18 protein-coding genes and 1 other RNA gene are annotated in these 21,332 nt (G+C 42.8%); 15 read left to right on the top strand and 4 right to left on the bottom strand.

The genetic code is table 11. The annotated features are described in order from the left end of the window. Positions 1 to 23 precede the first annotated feature (23 nt). The 4 genes from VCA1004_RS09780 to VCA1004_RS09765 all read left to right on the top strand — a co-directional run bounded on the left by VCA1004_RS09780 (position 24) and on the right by VCA1004_RS09765 (position 5,228). Entirely contained in the window at positions 24 to 1,241 is a 1,218-nt protein-coding gene (locus VCA1004_RS09780; protein WP_086981596.1) for an ammonium transporter, read from the top strand. A gap of 167 nt (positions 1,242 to 1,408) precedes the next feature. Then, the gene (locus VCA1004_RS09775) at positions 1,409 to 2,422 is read left to right on the top strand and encodes a Fe(3+) ABC transporter substrate-binding protein (RefSeq protein ID WP_086981595.1); all 1,014 of its coding nucleotides are present in this window, start codon (positions 1,409 to 1,411) and stop codon (positions 2,420 to 2,422) included. 85 nt (positions 2,423 to 2,507) lie between these two features. Then, positions 2,508 to 4,151, top strand: coding sequence for an ABC transporter permease (locus tag VCA1004_RS09770; RefSeq protein ID WP_086981594.1), 1,644 nt, complete (start codon positions 2,508 to 2,510; stop codon positions 4,149 to 4,151). Then, positions 4,152 to 5,228 carry an ABC transporter ATP-binding protein gene (locus tag VCA1004_RS09765; protein ID WP_086981593.1) on the top strand — a complete coding sequence of 359 codons (1,077 nt, stop codon included), beginning with the start codon at positions 4,152 to 4,154 and terminating at the stop codon, positions 5,226 to 5,228. Between the two features lie 105 nt (positions 5,229 to 5,333). Here VCA1004_RS09765 and VCA1004_RS09760 read toward each other — a convergent pair whose 3' ends face one another. From VCA1004_RS09760 to VCA1004_RS09745, 4 genes are read right to left on the bottom strand one after another with little or no spacing between them, the layout of a single operon-like run. Then, the gene (locus VCA1004_RS09760) at positions 5,334 to 6,020 is read right to left on the bottom strand and encodes a BON domain-containing protein (RefSeq protein ID WP_126000528.1); all 687 of its coding nucleotides are present in this window, start codon (positions 6,018 to 6,020) and stop codon (positions 5,334 to 5,336) included. A 4-nt stretch (positions 6,021 to 6,024) separates the two neighbouring features. Continuing rightward, entirely contained in the window at positions 6,025 to 6,615 is a 591-nt protein-coding gene (locus VCA1004_RS09755) for a phosphoheptose isomerase (RefSeq protein WP_086981591.1), read from the bottom strand. A gap of 3 nt (positions 6,616 to 6,618) precedes the next feature. Continuing rightward, positions 6,619 to 7,011 (bottom strand): YraN family protein, encoded by a 393-nt coding sequence (locus VCA1004_RS09750; RefSeq protein ID WP_086981590.1) that lies wholly within the window; start codon positions 7,009 to 7,011, stop codon positions 6,619 to 6,621. Continuing rightward, entirely contained in the window at positions 6,971 to 8,806 is a 1,836-nt protein-coding gene (locus VCA1004_RS09745; RefSeq protein WP_086981589.1) for a penicillin-binding protein activator, read from the bottom strand. The genes VCA1004_RS09750 and VCA1004_RS09745 overlap by 41 nt, the downstream gene beginning before the upstream one ends. A gap of 61 nt (positions 8,807 to 8,867) precedes the next feature. Here VCA1004_RS09745 and rsmI point away from each other — a divergent pair, with 61 nt between their 5' ends. From rsmI to murG, 11 genes are all read left to right on the top strand, one after another. Further along, the gene (gene rsmI / locus VCA1004_RS09740) at positions 8,868 to 9,734 is read left to right on the top strand and encodes a 16S rRNA (cytidine(1402)-2'-O)-methyltransferase (RefSeq protein WP_086981588.1); all 867 of its coding nucleotides are present in this window, start codon (positions 8,868 to 8,870) and stop codon (positions 9,732 to 9,734) included. Between the two features lie 78 nt (positions 9,735 to 9,812). Next, an RNA gene (rnpB, locus tag VCA1004_RS09735) (RNase P RNA component class A) lies at positions 9,813 to 10,248 on the top strand. 337 nt (positions 10,249 to 10,585) lie between these two features. Further along, entirely contained in the window at positions 10,586 to 11,536 is a 951-nt protein-coding gene (rsmH, locus tag VCA1004_RS09730) for a 16S rRNA (cytosine(1402)-N(4))-methyltransferase RsmH (protein ID WP_086981587.1), read from the top strand. A gap of 27 nt (positions 11,537 to 11,563) precedes the next feature. Further along, positions 11,564 to 11,884 (top strand): cell division protein FtsL, encoded by a 321-nt coding sequence (ftsL, locus tag VCA1004_RS09725; protein WP_086984560.1) that lies wholly within the window; start codon positions 11,564 to 11,566, stop codon positions 11,882 to 11,884. After that, positions 11,881 to 13,638, top strand: a complete 1,758-nt coding sequence (locus tag VCA1004_RS09720; RefSeq protein WP_086981586.1) for a penicillin-binding transpeptidase domain-containing protein — start codon at positions 11,881 to 11,883, stop codon at positions 13,636 to 13,638. The genes ftsL and VCA1004_RS09720 overlap by 4 nt, the downstream gene beginning before the upstream one ends. A gap of 1 nt (position 13,639) precedes the next feature. Further along, positions 13,640 to 15,124, top strand: a complete 1,485-nt coding sequence (murE, locus tag VCA1004_RS09715) for a UDP-N-acetylmuramoyl-L-alanyl-D-glutamate--2,6-diaminopimelate ligase (protein WP_086981585.1) — start codon at positions 13,640 to 13,642, stop codon at positions 15,122 to 15,124. Beyond that, positions 15,121 to 16,512 carry a UDP-N-acetylmuramoyl-tripeptide--D-alanyl-D-alanine ligase gene (gene murF, locus VCA1004_RS09710; protein WP_086981584.1) on the top strand — a complete coding sequence of 464 codons (1,392 nt, stop codon included), beginning with the start codon at positions 15,121 to 15,123 and terminating at the stop codon, positions 16,510 to 16,512. Before murE ends, murF begins: the two co-directional genes overlap by 4 nt. Beyond that, a complete protein-coding gene (gene mraY, locus VCA1004_RS09705; RefSeq protein ID WP_086981583.1) occupies positions 16,509 to 17,591 on the top strand; it encodes a phospho-N-acetylmuramoyl-pentapeptide-transferase in 1,083 nt (360 codons plus the stop codon). Before murF ends, mraY begins: the two co-directional genes overlap by 4 nt. A gap of 50 nt (positions 17,592 to 17,641) precedes the next feature. Beyond that, on the top strand, positions 17,642 to 18,958 hold the full coding sequence (gene murD, locus VCA1004_RS09700; RefSeq protein ID WP_086984559.1) for a UDP-N-acetylmuramoyl-L-alanine--D-glutamate ligase: 1,317 nt from the start codon (positions 17,642 to 17,644) through the stop codon (positions 18,956 to 18,958). Between the two features lie 99 nt (positions 18,959 to 19,057). Then, the gene (ftsW, locus tag VCA1004_RS09695; protein ID WP_086984558.1) at positions 19,058 to 20,263 is read left to right on the top strand and encodes a cell division protein FtsW; all 1,206 of its coding nucleotides are present in this window, start codon (positions 19,058 to 19,060) and stop codon (positions 20,261 to 20,263) included. Next, positions 20,250 to 21,329, top strand: coding sequence for an undecaprenyldiphospho-muramoylpentapeptide beta-N-acetylglucosaminyltransferase (gene murG / locus VCA1004_RS09690; RefSeq protein WP_086981582.1), 1,080 nt, complete (start codon positions 20,250 to 20,252; stop codon positions 21,327 to 21,329). Before ftsW ends, murG begins: the two co-directional genes overlap by 14 nt. Positions 21,330 to 21,332 lie beyond the last annotated feature (3 nt).

Below are 21,332 nucleotides of genomic sequence, written 5' to 3'. Positions count from 1 at the left end.
TTAAAGGACTGGAGAATTACGATATGGAAATGACTGAAATGAAGTACGCATTAGATACCTTTTTTCTATTGATATCTGGTGCATTAGTAATGTGGATGGCCGCTGGTTTTTCAATGTTAGAAGCGGGTTTGGTACGTTCAAAGAATACCACAGAAATTTTAACTAAGAACTTTGTCCTATACGGTATTGCTTGTACGATGTTCTTGTTAGTTGGTTATAACATTATGTATGTAGGCAATGCTGAAGGCGGTATTTTCCCATCATTTGGTAGTTTAATTGGTACGCAGGCGGATGATGCTGGCCATTCATTAGGTTCTGACTTCTTCTTCCAAGTCGTGTTCGTCGCAACAGCCATGTCGGTTGTTTCAGGCGCAGTTGCTGAGCGTATGAAATTATCTACCTTCCTTATTTTTAGCGTAGTGTTAACTGGGTTCATTTATCCTATTGAAGGGTATTGGACTTGGGGTGGTGGTTTCTTATCTGCTGCTGGATTTAGTGACTTTGCAGGCTCTGGTATTGTTCATTTAGCGGGAGCTGCAGCTGCACTTGCGGGTGTACTATTGTTAGGTGCTCGTAAAGGTAAGTATGGTAAGAATGGTGAAGTTCACCCTATTCAAGGTTCAAACATGCCATTAGCCACATTAGGAACATTTATTTTATGGTTTGGTTGGTTTGGTTTTAACGGTGGTTCACAGCTAGCTGTTTCTTCTGCGGATGATGCAACAGCAGTTGGTTTAGTTTATTTGAACACTAACGCTGCCGCTGCTGCCGGTGCCGTAGCTGCATTAATTACGGTAAAACTGATTTGGGGTAAAGCAGACCTAACGATGATTCTTAATGGCGCTTTAGCGGGGTTAGTCGCTATTACAGCAGACCCTGCCTCACCATCACCTATTATGGCCGTTGTGATTGGTGCCGTCGCTGGTGTTTTGGTTATCTTTAGTATCTTATTCTTTGATAAAGTGAAAATTGATGATCCAGTTGGTGCTATATCAGTACACGGTGTGTGCGGTATCTTTGGTTTGTTAATGGTTCCATTGAGCAATGATGGTGCTTCATTCGGTGCTCAAATTTATGGCGCAGTTGTTATTTTTGCCTGGGTATTTGGTGCAAGCTTAGTGCTCTGGGGAATTCTAAAAGCCACGATGGGCATTCGAGTATCAGAAGAAGAAGAGATGGATGGTGTCGATATGCATGATTGTGGTGTCGCAGCCTATCCTGAGTTTACTTCTAATAAATAAAGTAACATCTAATAAGTTGTTTAAATTTTGTTACAAAGCTCTGCTCTTTTGAGTGGGGCTTTTTGCTCATTCTGCTAGTTAGGATGTTGAGTTGAAGATCTTATTCTATATAATTCACTACTTATGATAACCATTATCATTTGTATTAATATTAAAGGATGAGATTGATGAAAAAATTACTACTTTCAACAGCCGTTGCAACTTCTTTATTTGCTCCTTTAGCGATGTCTGCTGAAGAAGTGAATGTCTATTCTTATCGTCAACCATTTTTAGTTGAGCCGATGCTAAACCAATTTACGAAAGAAACAGGCATTAAGGTTAATGTGAAGTTTGCTAAAGATGGTATTGCTGAGAAGCTAAAACAAGAAGGTGAATATAGTCCTGCAGACGTCGTATTAACGGTTGATATTAGTCGTTTGGCTGAGTTAAGCGATAAAGAAGTAGTGCAGCCCGTCAACAGTGATGTCATCAATAGTAATATTCCTGCTCAATATCGTGATACAGAAGGTGAATGGTTTGGTGTCACGACACGCTCTCGAGTCGTTTACTCCTCAAAAGATCGTGTCGGAAAATTACCTGCATCATTTGATTACTTAGATCTAGCAAAACCAGAATACAAAGGAAAGATTTGTACACGTCCAGGTAAACACCCTTATAACGTATCACTCGTATCAGCCATGATTGCTCATTATGGTGAAGCTGAAACCAAGCAATGGTTAGAAGGGGTAAAGTCTAATCTTGCACGTAAACCACAAGGTAGTGATCGTGGTCAGGTTCAAGCGATCAAAGAGGGTTTATGTGATTACTCATTAGGGAATAGTTATTACTTCGGCAAAATGCTCAACGATAAAGATCAAAAAGCATGGGCTGAAGCGGTATATATTAACTTTCCAGGCCAAGAAGCTTTTGGTACCCACATGAATATCAGTGGTATGGCAATGGCAAAATATGCACCAAATAAAGAGAATGCTCTGAAGCTAATGGAGTTTTTATCTGGTGATGAAGCTCAAAAAATGTATGCGGAAGATAATTTTGAATCCCCAGTAAAACCGGGTGTCTCACCGTCTAAATTAGTAGCCTCATGGGGAGAATATAAAGCCGATACCTTGTCTCTTGATGATATTGCTTCTCATCACGAAACCGCCGTAAAATTATTAGATGAAGTTAAATTCGATTTATAATTCTCTAACATCTTAAGAATTAAGGGAGGCTAAGGCTTCCCTTTTTTCGTATTTTTAGCATGCCATTTAGCATTAAGTGTGTGTAATGAAAGAAAAGTATTTATCATGGACATTAACGAGTTGGTTTATCACGTTATTGTTGGTTATTCCTATCTTTGCCATCTTCTGGATTGCGATTGGTGAGAGTGATGAGTTATTTGCTCATTTATTTTCTTCGGTACTTCCAACTTATACGCTTAATACTTTTTTATTAGTTTGTGGCACGGTGATATTAACCTGTGTTTTCGGCTTACCTGCTGCTTGGTTTATGGCGATGTGTCATATTCCAGGGGAAAAATGGTTACAATGGTTGTTAGTGTTACCTTTAGCCATGCCCAGCTATATTGTCGGTTATATTTATACCGACTGGTTTGATTTTGCCGGTCCAATACAAATTTGGATCCGTCATACTTTTTTACTATCACCTCAAGATTATTGGTTTCCTGACTTACGAACGTTACCAGGGGCGATTGTGATCTTGTCTTTAGTTCTTTACCCTTATGTGTATCTATTGGCTCGTTCCGCCTTTATGGAGCAGAATCGTTCTTTATTACAGTCTGCTCGATTATTAAATTGCACGCCATGGCAAAGCTTTGTACGAGTGTCCCTACCTCTAGCAAGACCAGCCATTGCGGTTGGTTTATCTCTTGTGGCGATGGAAACATTGGGCGATTTTGGTACGGTCAGTTATTTTGCTGTGAGTACCCTGACGACAGCGGTGTATGATACTTGGCTAGGCTATTCGAATTTAACCGCTGCCGCTAAAATCTCTGCGCTTATGCTACTTGTTATGGTGTTACTGTTAAGTGGTGAGCGATATAGCCGTAGAAAGCAAAAGCATTTTCAATCGCAATTTTCTAACCATGATGAGCAGCGTTATGTACTACAAGGTTGCACAAAGTATTTAGCCTTATCTTGGTGTTGGGGCTTGGCCTTAGTAGGGTTTATCTTACCGGTATTACAATTAGTTCATTATGCTTATCGATACTTTTCTCGCAGTTGGACTGTGGAGTTTCAAGTTTACTCATTAAATAGTCTTAAGGTCTCATTGAGTGCTGCTCTTGTCTGTGTCTTAGTGGCTTTGGTGGTCAATTTTTATCGACGTCTCACGATGCATACAGGAGATAAGGCTTCATCGTTACCGCTACTTCCTATGCGTTTGTCCTCTTTAGGTTATGCAGTACCAGGTACTGTACTGGCAATAGGGATCATGGCGGCCGTATTGTTTTTAGATCACAGTGTCAATGATTTTGCGAAATGGATGGAATGGAGTCGACCTGGTTTGATCTTCTCCGGGACCATGTTTGCTTTAATTTTTGCATTAACGGTTCGTTTTGCTGCAGTGGCAATAGGGAGCGTTGAAAGTAATCTTGCTAAAGTTCCTCCAAGTCTTGATATGGCAGCACGCACCATGGGGTGTAATGCCTCACAAATGCTAAAAAGGGTGCACTTACCTTTGACGATGCGAGGTGCGTTAATTGCTGGGCTATTGGTCTTTATTGAGTCGATGAAAGAGCTTAATGCCTCGATATTATTGCGTCCATTTAACTTTGAAACCTTGTCGACGTATGTTTATAACTATGTGTCAGATCAGCAATTAGAAATGGCAGCGTTACCGGCTATTTTATTGGTTTTAGTTGGTTTGATCCCATTAATTCTTGTCAACCGTTCTTTAGAAAAGGGACATTAAATGTCGTTATCCACTCAGGTGTCATCAAAGCCAGCATTGACCATTGAGAACCTAACTTGCCGCTATCCTGACAGTCATGGGCGGCGTAATTCGAGCACCTTAGTATTAGAAAAATTAAGTTTATCGGTACAACAAGGTGAAATTGTGTGTTTGCTTGGGGCGAGTGGTTGTGGCAAAACCACGCTTTTAAAAGCGATAGCAGGTTTATTACCTTTAACCTCAGGAGAAGTGAAGCTCAAGGATAAGGTGCTTGATAATGGTGAAAAGTGGTTACCGCCGGAAGCACGTAATATAGGGCTTATTTTTCAAGATTATGCTTTGTTTCCTCATTTAACCGTTGCGGAGAATATTGCTTTTGGTTTAAAGGGGAAAAGCCAATTGGAGCAACATCAAATGGTCGATAGCATGTTAGATTTGGTGCACTTAACCGGGCTGGGTGAGCGCTATCCTCATCAGATTTCTGGGGGGCAACAACAACGAGTTGCGATTGCGCGCTCATTAGCTTGCCAGCCGGATTTACTCTTATTGGATGAACCTTTTTCCAATATTGATACTCAAGTCCGCCATGGTTTGATCCGAGATATTCGTCAGATCTTTAAGCAACAAGGTGTCACTGCTATTTTTGTGACACATTCAAGGGAAGAAGCTTTTGCTTTTTCCGATAAAATGGCGGTAATGAATCATGGGGTTATTGAACAATTTGGTAGTGCGACACAATTGTATTATCAACCTTCTAGTCAATTTGTGGCTAACTTCCTTGGCGGTGGTGCTTATTTGCCAGCAGAAAAAATAGCTTCTCAATTATTTGATACAGTATTGGGACAACTTGCGGTCGCGAGCAAGGATGCTTATCAAGTTGGCGATGGCTGTGAAATTTTACTTCGACCACAACAAGTGTCGCTGTTAAAAGATGAAGAGAGTGATGTCCAGGTCATCGAGCAGCAGTTTATGGGCGATCATTGTCGTTATGTGATTGATGTACAAGGTGTACATTTATTGGCTCAATCGAATCATATTCTTGATGTTGGTGATAGGGTTGCCGTGAGGATAGAGACGGATGGAGCTCTGGTGTTTTAAGGTTAGGCCAGCCCGATTAAGAGTGAAGCGCATTCAAAGAAAAGAGGCCAAGTGCTAGTAAAATAAAACCCCATTCAAATTTGTTGTAATGGGGTTTTATTGATCTTACATCACATCATCTTCATCGATAACATGCATCGGGTCGTCTATGATAGGGACGCCATCTTGTTCCACATTATTCTCGTGGTCAGCCGACGTTTCAGTAGGTGCATCGATGGGGGCTATCGTACTTGGAAGTGAAGCATTGCTGGTGGATGAGCTGAGGTAATTAAAGGCTTTAACCACTTTAGCGACGCCATCAATATGGCTGGCAATATCGGCTGCAATATTGGCGGTTTCCACAGGGACGTTACCCATCAAAAAGACTTCTTTATTTTCTGTAACGACACTGATCGAATAGTTATCCAAACGGTCGTCTGAAAGTAAGGCACTTTTTACTCGAGTGGTTAACCAAGTATCGTAACTGACTTGATCAAAAGAAATCGGATTGCCGATACGAATTTGATTGAAGGTCTGATCAACGCCTTGTAGTTTTTGAACATAAGCTTCAATAGATTGCCTTTTTTCTTCATCAACAGCTTGTCCAATCAACAATACATCACCATTAATGACTTCTGCCGCAACACGCACCTTTCCTTTATATTGAGGAGCTTTATTGAGAGTGTTTACATTTAGCTTAATGTTGTTTGCTTGCCATTGTTGTTGCTGAGCACTCTGCGATTGATGTTGAAGAGCGGAACACCCAGTTATAAAAAGGCTTAATAGACCGATAAATACGATGCTTTTTTTCACAAATTTATCCTGTATGTGTAGGGAAGATAACTTGATCAATGAGGTCACATAAGCAATGTAGAGTCAGCATATGCACTTCATGGATCCGCGCAGTACGATGAGATGGGATACGAATTTCCACATCCGATTCTCCCAATAATCCCGCTAATTCACCGCCATCTTTACCAGTAAAGGCAATGATGGTCATATCTCTTGTAACGGCCGCTTCAACCGCTTTAATAATATTTTGGCTATTACCGCTTGTCGAGATAGCGATCAAAATATCACCGGCCTGACCAAAAGCTCTAACTTGTTTAGAAAACACTTCCTGGTAGTGGTAATCATTGGCGATAGCGGTCAGTGTTGAGGTGTCCGCAGTGAGCGCCATCGCAGGTAAGCTTGGTCTTTCGGTCTCAAAACGGTTAAGTAAACAAGAGACAAACTGCTGGGCATTAGCCGCCGATCCGCCATTACCACAACATAAAATTTTATTGCCATTGAGTAAGCTACTGACCATCGCTTGTGCGGCATGGGTAATGGCGTCTGGCAGTGACTCGGCTGCCGCAATTTGAATTTGAATGCTTTCTTTAAAACTATCGTTAATGCTCTCTAGCATCATTTATCCTTGAGTAATTGCATTTTTGATCCAATTGATGTCATTACCATTATGGTGGATAGCGATGACATCAAAACGGAAAGATGTGTGTTCAATTGATAAAGATTGACTCTTAAGCCAGATCATTGCTGTTTTGATGAGCTTCTGGCTTTTTTGGTACGTGACCATTTCGGCCGCGTGCCCATAAACTTGGTTAAGACGATATTTGACTTCAACAAAAACAATATCGTGTTGATCTTGCATGATGAGGTCGATCTCACCAAAACGACAGGACACATTTTTATCAATATATTTAAGTCCCTGGCTTGTTAAATATTGGCAAGCCAGGGTTTCAAATTGAGATCCGATATCTCTTTTATTCGGATTCTTGTGAATCTGCCGACTGAAAAGCTTCATGCTCTGACCAGCTTAATTCTCTTTGGACCACGCATTGATCATCGAGACTGAGTTTGCCAGTTTCTCCTTGATACTGATAACTATGGACCACTTTCATTGTTGGGAGTTCAGCTAAGAGACTATAAGAATCCATCCCAAGAGCATGTAAGCGTTTTTCGGTGTTGCTGCCATTTGGCCATAAGGAGTTATATTCATTTAATGCGCTATTGTTTTTATCAATTAGCATTGGGATATCACTAAATACAATGCCTGCGACATCTTGATAAGCACGTGCTTTGCCATTGTTACTGGTTGAGTTAGAGAACAGTTTAGGTGGCTTAGCATCAGGGTTAATCGCCACTTCGATAAATGGTTTTAACAGTGTCAATTCTGAGCGATTGGCAATGATATAAACGGAATCGATATCACGACGACTACGTGCTTCAGTTTCTAAGTCTAAGCGAGTAATTTGTTTAATTTGGTTAATTCGTGCTTGGCTATCAGTTAAACCAAATGCATCTTTAACATTTTTTTGTAACTCAGCACGGCTTCCAAAATCATGCTTAGCAACAGGGGTATGACTTAATTCTGCCCATTTTTGAACAAAGGCATCCGTGATTCGATCACCTAATGAACCTTTTGGTGCTAAGACCAATGGGTATTTAAAGCCAGACTTAAACAAATGCTTAGCCGCTTGCGCCCCTTCTTGCTCAGGAGAGAGCGTTAAGTAGCAAACTTGGCTGCTTGATTCTAAATTACCGGGAAAGTTGAGCGCCAACATAGGAATCGTATCATCATTGAGACTTTGTAGTTGTTCCACATTATCTTTAATCAATGGTCCAACAATAAAGTCGGTATGATTGTTACGAAGTTGAGCATAAATATCTTGCAGACTTTGTGCTGATGTGTCGTACATTGTCATTGTAAAGGCAGGATCTTTGTCACTATCGTTGGTCATTGCATGAATGAAGCCATCACGGATCAATTTTGCCGGTTTTTCATATTTGCCGTTTAAAGGTAATAACAGCGCCACATTTTTGGGTGTGGTGATCTCTAAATTTAAGATCTTTTGTACGTCGACAGGCGTGTGAGTCACAATAGGATGGCTCATATTTAAAGCAAACCATTGTTGCAGTTCAGTTTGTAGGCCACCTGGATTGTTAAGCTTGGTTTTCATTTGCGTGGCAACATAAAGCCAGCCTTGTAACTCGGTTTCACTCGGTTGCGCTTTAAGTTGCACTATTTCTTGTGGTGAATATTGAGATAAATTCGCCCAAATATGTTGGTCTGTCGCTTCGAGTCTATTGGCCGTTAGAAATTCTTTAGCGGCGATCCACTCACGATCGGCATTGAAATAGTCGTTGATATCTTCGAACAATTTAGCGCGTTGCTGGTGGTAGTTTAGCCATTGAATATCGGCAAGTTGCCATTGATCTTGGAAGTTTAATCCTTTTAATGCTGATTCTGAGCTCTCTGTCGCAGCCACTATTTGTGCGCGAGCCATTTGCCATTCAGCTTGTTGCATATCATTCATAGGCATTTTGATAAGGCGATTTAATAAAGATTGACCTTGTTGGTAGTTTTTTTCTACCACAGAGGCTTTCAATGCCATGATGAATAAATCAGTTTGCTCGACAGAAGGAGCGAACTCATTCGCTTGTTCATTATAAGCAAGCGAGGTTTGGCTTGGTGGCGCGGTAATATCGACTTTGTCTTGAGTAGACGTAAGTGATGAACACGCTGAGATCAACAACATCAAGGCGATAGAAGTGAATAAGCGTGGTACACTGAAGCTCTTATGATTCATAATTTGCATGTGTTTTATTCTTTATGTGAAAGATTGACTCTATATTAATCGCTCAAGTGACGGTAAACAAATGATAGATAACAAAACTGCTCTTTTAGAAAGCCCAGCCTTGTATATTGTCCCAACACCCATTGGCAATTTAGGTGATATTACGCAACGATCTCTCGAGGTTTTAAACCAAGTTGACCTGATTGCCGCCGAAGATACAAGACATACTGGGCGTTTGCTTTCTCATTTTGGTATTGCAACGAAAACCTATGCTTTACATGATCATAATGAACAGCAAAAAGCGCAAGTTTTGGTAGAAAAAGTTCTTGCTGGAGAATCGATAGCATTGGTCTCGGATGCAGGCACTCCATTAATCAGTGACCCAGGGTATCACTTGGTTACAAAGTGTCGTCAAGCGGGTGTAAAAGTTGTGCCATTGCCTGGCGCTTGTGCGGTGATCACGGCGTTAAGTGCATCCGGTTTACCTTCGGATCGTTTCAGTTTTGAAGGCTTTTTACCGGCGAAAAGTAAAGGTCGAAAAGATAAGTTACTTGAGATCGTTAAAGCCGAAAGGACTTGTATTTTCTATGAATCTCCTCATCGAATTATGGATTCATTGCAAGATATGCTTAGCGTGCTTGGTCCAGATAGAGAAGTGGTACTAGCAAGGGAGCTGACCAAGACATTTGAAACCATTCATGGGGCTCCATTAGGGGAGCTTATCGAATGGATTGAGCAAGATGATAATCGCAAACGAGGTGAGATGGTGTTATTGATCCATGGTCATCGAGAAGAAAAACAAGCGGATGCTTTACCTGATGAAGCATTACGCAGTCTCAAAATTTTGGTCACCGAATTACCGTTAAAAAAAGCTGCCGCTCTGGTGGCTGAAATCCATAACCTGAAAAAAAATGCCCTTTATAAATGGGGATTAGAACACTTAAATTAAGGGGAAAACCGCAATCGTTGTAAGAGATAAGCTTGTTATCCCTTGTCTTCTAAGGCGGTTTGCGTATAATCCGCGGTCGGAGTTGACTGGATAGTCGCTGCTTCGTTGATGTCCCTTGCTATTCGTAGTGGGGAGACTGACGGAGGGGAGGAAAGTCCGGGCTTCAAAGAGCAGGGTGCCAGGTAACGCCTGGGGAGCGTGAGCTCACGACAAGTGCAGCAGAGAGAAAACCGCCGATGACGCTATTCTTTGTTTCTTCGGAGACGAGAAGCGAACAGGTAAGGGTGAAAGGGTGCGGTAAGAGCGCACCGTGCGTCTGGTAACAGTTCGTAGCAAGGTAAACTCCACTCGAAGCAAGACCAAATAGGCCCTCACATTGCGTTGCTCGCGTAAGGGGGCGGGTAGGTTGCTTGAGCCAGTGAGCGATTGCTGGCCTAGACGAATGGCTATCGCCACCTTTCTTTTTCGGAAGGAAAGTGGAGACAGAACCCGGCTTATGATGTCAACTCCCCCTATTTAAAGAAAACCCATCACAATTTTTTGTGGTGGGTTTTTTTGTTGCTGCCTATATTCTTCCTTTTTCACTCTAGGTTAATCTCAACCAATATTCATCAAGCCTAACTGGTAAGCAATTAATCGCATGATGAGTTCGAGTCTTTAAAGAAGGAGATGACTCATTTTGTGCTAACCATTTAGCAATATCTTGCTAGGCATTTTACCTGCAATTAACGATTCACCTCAGAATTAGCATAAACTATGGCATTCTCCGTAGAGAATCTCTTGGTTTTCTTGCGTTGAGCGCCGTACATGAATATCCTAGACCCTTATATTTTATTGAGCTATTTAATCCTATGACCGATACCTTTCAACACGTTTCTGTTCTTCTTCATGAATCCATTGATGGATTAAATATTAAACCTAATGGTACTTATATTGATGGCACCTTTGGTCGAGGTGGCCATAGCCGTACAATTTTGTCTCAATTAGGGCCTGAAGGGCGTTTATATAGTATTGATCGTGACCCTCAAGCGATTGAAGAAGCAAAGAAAATTGACGATCCTCGTTTTACGATTGTTCACGGCCCTTTCTCTGGCATCCAATCTTATGCTGAGCAATATCAATTAGTGGGTAAAGTGGATGGCGTATTGTTTGATTTAGGGGTGTCTTCTCCTCAATTAGATGATGCTGATCGCGGCTTTAGTTTTATGAAAGATGGCCCATTGGATATGCGTATGGATCCGACGACGGGTTTATCGGCCGCCGAATGGTTAGCAGAAGCTGAGTTGGATGATATTACTTGGGTCTTACGTGAGTTTGGTGAAGAAAAGCACGCAAGACGTATTGCGCGCGGATTAGTTGAGTATCGTGAAAATCCAGACAATGAGCCACTTACTCGAACGGGGCAACTTGCTAAATTAATTTCGGACGTAGCGCCTAAAAATTTCAAAGAGAAAAAACATCCTGCTACGCGAAGTTTTCAAGCCATTCGTATTTATATCAATAGTGAATTAGAAGAAATCGATTTTGCCTTAAAAGGTGCTATGAATATTTTAGCGCCAGAAGGTCGTCTTTCAGTGATCAGTTTCCATTCATTAGAAGATCGTATGGTGAAGCGCTTTATGCGTCGAGAAAGCCAAGGGCCACAAGTGCCACATGGTATTCCTTTGACGGAAGATCAAATTAAGCAACTGGGTTCAGCCAATATGAAAACCGTCGGTAAAGCGATCAAGCCGTCAAAATCTGAAGTTGAATTAAATACTCGCTCTCGCAGCTCAGTATTGAGAATTGCTGAAAAGCTATAATTATTTAACGCATACATAAAAAATATGATGACAGATAAACAAGCTCCTAGCTTAATTCGTGCGATTTGGAATGACCTTAAAACAGTAGGCCGGTTACCTTTGTTGCTGTTATTGCTGATATTTATCAGTTCAATAGCGGTGGTTTTGACCACGTATAACACACGTCATCAAATCACTTTGCGTGATGAATTATTAGAAAACCGAGAAAAGCTTGATAGTGAATGGCGTAATCTCCTCTTAGAAGAAAACGCACTGGCTGAACATACCCGAGTACAAAGGGTCGCAATTAAAGATCTTGATATGAAGCGTCCGGATTCAGATAAAGAAGTGGTTGTGAACCTTAAATGAAAAAAACAACAAATAAAAAAAACAGCCGAAATAAGAAAGCCGTTAATAAACGAGTTTCAAAAAATAACGACTCTATTTTGATCGCATGGCGTTATAACTTGATCATTGGTTTTGTCTTTCTTGCTTTATTAGTTTTGCTGGTTCGTACGGCTTATATTCAAGTAATTGAACCTGATCAATTGATCCAACAAGCGGATATGCGCTCGGTGCGGGTCAAGGCGATCCCGACAGCACGTGGCATTATTTCGGATCGTAATGGAGAACCGTTAGCTGTCAGTGTGCCGGTGCAAGCGGTTTGGGCTGATCCGGTCACGATCTTTAAAGAAAATGGTTTGAGTGATCTTGATCGTTGGTATGCCTTAGCCAATGTTTTAGGTTTAGATCAAAAAGGTCTAGTGCGTAAAATTGAACAAAATAAACGTCGTCGTTTTATTTATCTGCAAAGACAAGTCAGTCCGGCGATGTCGAAATATGTGCGCGAATTAAATTTACCAGGAATTGGATTAAAAGATGAAGCTCGTCGCTTTTATCCAGCCGGTGAAGTGAGTGCTCATGTGGTCGGAGTGACCGGCATTGATGGCCATGGCCTAGAAGGGCTAGAGCGTAGCTTTGATGACTGGTTAACAGGGGAAGAGGGAAAACGTACTATTCGTAAAGATCGTTATGGTCGAGTGGTAGAAAATATTTCCTTGCAAACTCAAGAGCCTGGTAAGCCATTACAATTGACTATTGATCAACGCCTGCAAGCAATTTCTTATCGTGCTATCAAGCAAGCCGTTGCCGATTTTAGAGCAACTTCTGGTACTGCCGTATTGGTGGATGTCAAAACGGGTAATGTACTAGCCATGGTCAATGCGCCATCCTATAACCCGAATAACCGTGATCAATTACAAAGCTTCCGTATGCGTAACCGTGCGATCACCGATTCTATTGAACCGGGTTCTACCATGAAGCCGTTTGTCATTTTAGCCGGTTTAGATAAAGGCATCATTGATGATAAAACCATTATTGATACTGGTAATGGCATCATGCGTATTGGTGGTAGCCGAGTGCGAGATTCAGAGCGTGCTGGTAAAGCTGATTTAACCACGATTTTGAAGAAATCGAGTAACGTCGGCGTGGCAACCATTGCCTTAAAAATGGATGTCAAAGAAATTTTAGGCATGTACAGCGCGGTGGGGTTTGGTGAGATTTCGGGCATGCGTCTGCCTGGTGAAGTGACAGGTATCTTCCCTGATCGCCGTCGCTGGTCTCCTTTTGAAGAAGCCACCTTAGCATTTGGTTACGGAATTTCCGTTACACCACTTCAACTAGCACATGCTTATGCCACCTTAGGTAATATGGGGGTGAATAAACCCTTACATATTTTAAAAGGCAGTACTTCTGGTCGAACTTTTCGGGCCGCCGATGCTGAAGCCGCGCGTAAAGTCGTCGATATGTTAGAACAAGTGACCCATAAAGGCGGGACCGCCCGGGCGGCGAAAGTCCCTGGTTATCGTGTCGGCGCAAAAACAGGGACATCACGTAAAGCAACCGCAGGTGGATATAGCGATCAATATGTCGGTTTAACCACTGGGATTGCGCCAATTAGCGATCCTCGCTTTGCTTTAGTCGTGGTGATTAACGAACCACAAGGTGATCAATTTTATGGTGGTTCGGTTGCCGCTCCGGTGTTTGCGGAAATCATGAAAGGGGCACTGCAAATCATGAATGTTCCACCAGATGCCACGCCAGAATCAGAAGTAGGTGAATAACATGGCACTTTTATTGTCTGAATTAATAAAACCTTGGGTGTCAGTCAATGACTTAAATGATGTCATGGTCACTCAGTTACAATTAGATAGTCGCAACATTTTGCCAGGTGATGTCTTTGTGGCGATTAAAGGCCATGTGACCGATGGTCGCCAGTTTATCGACACGGCGATTAATGCGGGAGCCAGTGCTATTATTGCGGATGCAGATGACATAAACCCTCATGGTAGCTTGCAAATACATCATGCGGTACCTGTCATTTATATTGATGCGATTGGTGAGCAACTCTCTCAATTAGCTTCTCGTTTGTATCAGTTTGCTCCGATGAAACTGATTGGGATCACGGGCACTAATGGTAAAACCACTATCTCTCAATTGATTGCCCAATGGTTAGATTTGATTGGTCAAAAGTCTGCAGTCATGGGGACCACGGGAAATGGCTTTTTAGAGGCTCTGAAACCGGCGGCCAATACCACAGGTAATGCAATTGAAATTCAACAAACGCTCTCGCAATTACAGCAGCAAGGGGCGACGTTCACAGCGTTAGAAGTCTCCTCACATGGTTTAGTCCAAGGTCGAGTGAAAACCCTTCCTTTTGCTGCGGCAGCATTTACTAATTTAAGTCGCGATCACCTTGATTATCATGGCAGCATGCAAGCGTATGCTGATGCCAAGTTCAGTCTCTTTTCTCAGCATGATTGCCAACATAAGATTATTAATGCAGATGATCCTGTAGGCCAGCAATGGCTAGACCGATTACCAGATGCTATTTCAGTGTCATTATCCACGCCGTCACAAACCCCCTCTCACCGAGCCTTATGGGCAACCGATGTGGTGTATTCTGAGTCAGGAATTGATGTCACATTGGATGGCAGTTGGGGAAAAGCACAGCTGCATGCTCCTCTTATTGGTGCGTTTAATGCCAGTAATATCATGGTGGCACTAGGAACGTTATTAAGCTTGGGCTTTCCATTAACTCAATTAGTTGACACCGCTTCACAACTTAAGCCTGTCATTGGGCGTATGGAGTTATTTCAGTCGGCACAACCGCAAGCCAAAATTGTGGTGGATTATGCACATACACCGGATGCTTTAGAAAAAGCCTTGATGGCATTGCGTGTCCATTGCCAAGGGAAGCTGTGGTCTATTTTTGGCTGTGGTGGCGATCGTGATACGGGCAAACGTCCAATGATGACAGAGATCTCCGAGCGTCTAGCCGATGTCTCCATTATTACGGATGATAATCCTCGTAGCGAAGATCCTGCGCACATTGTGGCGGATATTCTACAAGGGGCGCAACAACCGGCGGATATCCACGTTATTCATTCTCGCTATCAAGCCTGTCAGTACGCACTGGAGCATTCAGGTGAGAAAGACATTATCTTATTAGCAGGCAAGGGCCATGAAGATTATCAGATCATTCATGGGCAAACTTTGCATTATTCTGATCGAGAAACCGCACAAGTTCTATTAGGGCTAACACTATGATCCCATTTTCTTTGCAACAACTGGCCGATATCACTTCAGGGACCTTGCACGGTTCTAATGTGACTATTGATTCTGTCACAACCGATACTCGCCAAGTGGAAGCGGGGGCGTTATTCATTGCTTTAATTGGCGAGCGTTTTGATGCTCATAATTTTTGTCAGCAAGCGTTAGAGAAAGGTGCCAGTGCTATCTTGGTTTCACGCCAGCTTGAGTTGAATGTACCTCAAGTGATAGTAGAGGATACGCATCAGGCTCTTGGCTTATTAGCGCAGTGGATGCACCAACAATCAAAAGCAAAAACTTTAGCTTTAACAGGTAGTTGTGGTAAAACTACTGTCAAAGAAATGCTAACAGCCATTTTAAAGCAAAAAGGCCAAGTATTATCGACGGCCGGTAATTTTAATAATGACATTGGGGTGCCATTAACCTTGCTGCGCACCGATATGCAAGATGACTATGCTGTGATTGAGCTGGGTGCAAATCATCAAGGTGAAATTGCCTATACCACTCACTTGGTTCAACCAGATATTGCTTTAGTGAATAATGTTGCTGCCGCCCATTTAGAAGGATTTGGTTCTTTAGATGGGGTCGCGCAAGCAAAGGGTGAAATTTACCAAGGTTTACTGGCTGGTGGCTGCGCCGTGGTCAATTTAGACTGTTATGGTGTGCACTTTTGGGAAGACACTTTAGCGGATAAAACCGTCGTGACCTTTTCAGTTGATAATACTGATGCTGATTTTTATGCCAAACACATGCAAGTGAATCAACAAGGTGCTCCGTCTTTTATTCTCGTGAGCCCACAAGGTGAAAAAGCCGTCCATTTGCCGATGATCGGTAAGCATAATATCAGCAATGCTTTGGCGGCCGCTGCAATGGCAATGCAAGCAGGCGCTTCATTAGAAGAAGTGATCTCAGGGTTACAGATGCCAAGCCAGGTAAAAGGCCGCGTTGAAGCGATCGACCTTAATGAGCGTATTCGTGTTATTGATGATAGCTATAATGCCAGTGTCCCTGCGATGAAAGCAGCGGCGGATTTATTAGCAAACTATCAAGGAAAGCGCTGGCTAGTATTAGGTTTCATGGCAGAACTTGGTGCGGAAAGCCAGGCATTGCATAAAGAAGTCGGCGAGCATGCCGCACAATATAATTTTGACTATGTCCTTACTTTTGGCGAGGATACCGCGATAATTAGCCAATTGTGTCAACAAACAGGGAAAACGTGTGCGAAACACTTTTCTACCCATGACACAATGATAGATTTTATTAAGCAGCATTTAATTCAACAACCCGATAGACAAGCAGAAGAAAAACATACTTTACTGATCAAAGGGGCGAACAGCTCTAAAATGAGTCAGGTTGTTGCTGCTTTGAAGGAGACTTACGCATGATCATTTGGCTCGCAGAATTGTTACAGCCATACTTTTCTTTTTTTCGACTGTTTGAATACCTCTCTTTCAGGGCGATTATTAGTATTTTAACGGCGCTATCCTTATCCTTATGGATGGGACCTAAACTGATCCAACGTTTGCAGTTATTGCAAATCGGTCAAGTTGTACGTAATGACGGCCCTGAGTCTCATTTTAGTAAGCGTGGCACCCCAACCATGGGTGGGGTCATGATCTTAGCAGCAATTACCATTACGGTTTTTTTATGGGCAGATTTATCTAACCCTTATATCTGGGCTGTCATGGCGGTATTACTGGGCTATGGTGTGATTGGCTTTGTAGATGATTATCGTAAAGTTGTTCGCAAGAATACTGATGGGCTTATTGCTCGCTGGAAATACTTTTGGCAATCAGTGATCGCATTTGGAGTGGCATTTGCGCTTTATGCCTTGGGTAAAGACACCTCTGCAACACAGTTAGTGGTTCCCTTTTTCAAAGATGTCATGCCACAACTGGGGTTGATGTACATCATCTTGACCTATTTTGTTATTGTCGGTACCAGTAATGCGGTTAACCTAACCGATGGTTTAGATGGATTAGCCATTATGCCAACGGTGTTAGTGTCTGCTGGCTTTGCGGTGATTGCTTGGGCGACTGGTAACGTCAATTTTTCTGAATATCTACATATCCCTTATGTGCCTTATGCGAGTGAATTAGTGGTGGTGTGTACCGCGATAGTGGGAGCGGGTTTGGGCTTCTTGTGGTTTAACACCTATCCTGCGCAAGTTTTTATGGGCGATGTTGGCTCGTTAGCTCTGGGCGGTGCGTTGGGAACCATCGCGGTTTTAGTCCGTCAAGAGTTTGTCTTAGTGATCATGGGCGGTGTGTTTGTTATGGAAACACTGTCGGTTATTTTACAAGTAGGCTCCTACAAGTTACGTGGACAACGTATTTTCCGTATGGCACCGATTCATCACCATTATGAATTGAAAGGTTGGCCAGAACCTCGTGTGATCGTGCGTTTTTGGATCATCTCGATTGTCTTAGTGTTGATTGGGTTAGCGACACTGAAAATTCGTTAATATTTTAACTATTGGTTTTTGAGGATCATAACGACATGTCACACATCGATATAGATAAATGGCAAGGCATTGAAAAAGTTGTTGTAGTGGGTTTAGGTGTCACGGGATTATCCGTGGTGAACTATTTGCAGCGTTTGCCGTGTGACTTATCTATTCGAGTCATTGATACTCGCCAAACCCCGCCGGGCCTAGAATCTCTTGATCCGGCGATTGAATTCCATAGTGGCAGTTGGCAAATGGATTGGCTGCTAGAGGCCGATTTAGTGGTGACTAATCCAGGGATTGCACTTGCGACACCACAAATTCAACAAGTACTCGCAAACCACATTCCGGTGGTGGGTGATATTGAATTATTTGCTTGGGCGGCGAATGCTCCAGTGGTCGCTATCACAGGATCTAATGGAAAGAGTACCGTGACCGATCTGACGGGAGTCTTAGCTAAATCGGTTGGCCTTAATGTTGGCGTTGGCGGTAATATTGGTGTCCCTGCCTTAGACTTATTAGCCGATGATATTGATTTATATGTTCTTGAACTGTCGAGCTTTCAACTAGAAACGACCTCTTCTTTGTCATTAGTGGCGGCAGCTTATCTAAATTTGTCAGAAGATCATATGGACCGATATACGGGCATGGAAGACTATGCGCAGGCAAAGCAACGTATTTTTAAGCACGCTAAGACTGCGATTGTAAATCGAGATGATATTAATACTTACCCTATCAACCCTATTCCAACAGTTACCTTTGGCTTTGATGAGCAGGAGTTTGGGGTAGTTTGGTTAGAAGCTCAAGAGTTCTTAGCTAAGCAAGGTCAGCCTTTAGTGGCGGTTGAAGATCTCCGTTTAGTTGGGCGTCATAACCTTGCAAATAGCTTAGTGGCATTAGCGCTGCTTGAGCAGGTTGGGATTGAGCCTGCCTCAGTGATTGCGGCTCTAAAAACTTACACTGGTCTAACACATCGTTGCCAGTTAGTCGTAGATAATAATCAAATCAAATGGATTAACGATTCCAAAGCGACCAACTTAGCAAGTACGTTAGCGGCGCTATCAGGTCTGCAATTGACGGGTAAATTGCATTTATTAGTGGGTGGTGTGGGCAAAGGGGCTGACTTTTCTGCTTTAGAGCCAGTGTTAAGCCAATTAAATGTTGCGCTTTATTGCTTTGGTCAAGATGGCGATGACTTTATCAACTTACATCCATCAGCTCGTCGCTTTAATACTATGGAACAAGCAATCGAAGCCATTGTACCTGAGTTACAAAGTGGTGATTCAGTGATGTTATCTCCAGCCTGTGCCAGCCTAGATCAATTTAAAAACTTTATGGCCAGAGGAGATGAGTTTGCTCGTTTGGCACATCATTATGCGAATTGAATCTCGTAACAGCTCGTATAACACCATTCTGTTTCGCTCTATTTATTCGGTTGAAGGCTAAAAGTGGTTAAAGCAAAAGTAAAAAATATAACAAAAGGAATGCAAGGTTGGGTGCGTCAACCTTCACCCGAAGTGCTTTATGACCGTCAATTACTGTGGTTGGCGTTTAGTCTGATGTTAACGGGCTTAGTGATGGTGACATCCGCCTCATTTCCGATTAGTTCTCGCTTAACTGGGGAGCCATTTCATTTTATGGCTCGTCATGCGGTGTTTCTCTTTTTAGCCTTATGCACGGCAGTGGTAGTGGTACAAATTCCATTAGAGCGTTGGATGAAGCACAGCATGCATTTGCTGTTATTTTCGATGTTTCTTTTGCTCGTGGTTCTGTTAGTTGGACACTCGGTCAATGGGGCTTCCCGTTGGATCCCTTTAGGGCTTTTTAATTTACAGCCCGCTGAAGTGGCTAAATTATCGTTATTTATTTTTATGTCGAGCTATTTAGTCCGAAAGAGCGATGAAGTCAAAGCGTCTTTCTTTGGTGGCTTTGGTAAACCGCTCATCGTCTTTTGTTGTTTGGCGGTTTTATTATTAGCACAGCCTGACTTAGGGACCGTTGTGGTTATGCTGGTGACGTTGTTTGGCATGTTATTTATTGCCGGGGCAAAACTCACTCAGTTTATCTATTTATTGTTTGCAGGTGTTGGCGCGGTGGTTATGCTGATTTTAGCAGAGCCTTATCGTATTCGTCGTGTCACCTCTTTTTTAAACCCGTTTGAAGACCCATTTGGTAGTGGTTATCAGTTAACACAATCGTTAATGGCGTTTGGCCGTGGTGGCTTGTTTGGACAAGGTTTAGGTAACTCAATCCAAAAGCTCGAATACCTTCCTGAAGCTCATACTGACTTTGTGTTTGCTGTGGTAGGTGAAGAGCTTGGTTTTGCGGGAGTTGCTCTGATCTTATGTATGATTTTTGCTTTAGTGTATAAAGCTCTAGTGATTGGTAAGCGGTCATTACAATCTGGCCAATTATTTGGCGGCTTTTTGGCGATCAGTATCAGTATTTGGTTTGCTTTCCAAACCTTAGTCAACGTGGGGGCGGCAGCTGCGATTGTACCCACGAAGGGACTGACTTTGCCGTTGATCAGTTATGGTGGCTCTAGTTTGATCATCATGATGACCGCGGTGGCTATTTTATTACGTATTGATTATGAAAATCGTTTGGCAAACTTGATGCAAGCTAGCAATCCCACTAAAGCGCCATCAAAAACAACCCAACAAGAGTTGAATAACAATGAAACAAACTAAACGCTTATTAGTTATGGCGGGTGGTACTGGTGGACACGTTTTCCCAGGACTGGCTGTCGCAAAGCAATTACAACAACAAGGTTGGGAAATTCGTTGGCTCGGTACGCCTGATCGTATGGAAGCAGAGTTAGTCCCTAAACATGGAATCGAGATTGATTTTATTCATGTTAAAGGTTTGCGTGGCCAAGGGGTGCTGAAATTACTTAAAGCACCTTTTCAAATTATTAATGCGATTATGCAGGCGCGTAAACATATTAAAGCTTGGCAACCGGATGTGGTATTAGGCATGGGCGGTTACGTAAGTGGTCCCGGTGGTGTGGCGGCTTGGTTATCAGGTATTCCAGTGGTATTGCATGAACAAAATGCCGTCGCGGGTTTAACTAACCAATGGCTATCTAAAATTGCTAAACGAGTGATGCAAGCCTTCCCTGGCGCTTTCCCTCAAGCTGAGGTAGTGGGTAACCCAGTGCGACAAGATGTGGCGAGTTTACCAGAGCCCCAGCAACGATTTGCGGATCGTCAAGGTGCCATTCGAATTCTTGTGATGGGGGGAAGCCAAGGTGCTCGTATCTTAAATACCACCTTGCCACCCGTGATGCAGGCATTAGGTGAGCAATATGAAATCCGTCACCAAGCGGGTAAGGGCCAACAGCAAATGGTGGAAGCACTTTATCAGCAACACCAAGTATCCAATGCTGAGGTGACAGAATTTATTGATGATGTTGCTCAAGCATATGCTTGGGCCGATGTATTAGTTTGTCGCTCGGGGGCATTGACGGTCTCTGAAGTTTCAGCGGCAGGCGTTGGGGCAATTTTCATTCCCTTCATGCATAAAGATCGTCAACAAGCGTTAAATGCGGATCATTTAGTCCAATGTGGCGCCGCCTTAATGATTGAACAACCTGACCTAACAATACAAACCTTGACCGAGCAGCTACAACAACTTGATAGAGCTAAGTTACTGAGCATGGCTGAACAAGCACGAGCGGCGGCGATGACAGACGCGGATGCTCGAGTCGCCGAAGCCATCATTGCGGTAAGCCAAGTCAATTGCGTCAAAAAATGAGAA

The organism is Vibrio aphrogenes (genome assembly GCF_002157735.2).
Taxonomy (GTDB): Bacteria; Pseudomonadota; Gammaproteobacteria; order Enterobacterales; family Vibrionaceae; genus Vibrio; species Vibrio aphrogenes.
This window is presented reverse-complemented; position numbering and strand designations above follow the sequence as displayed.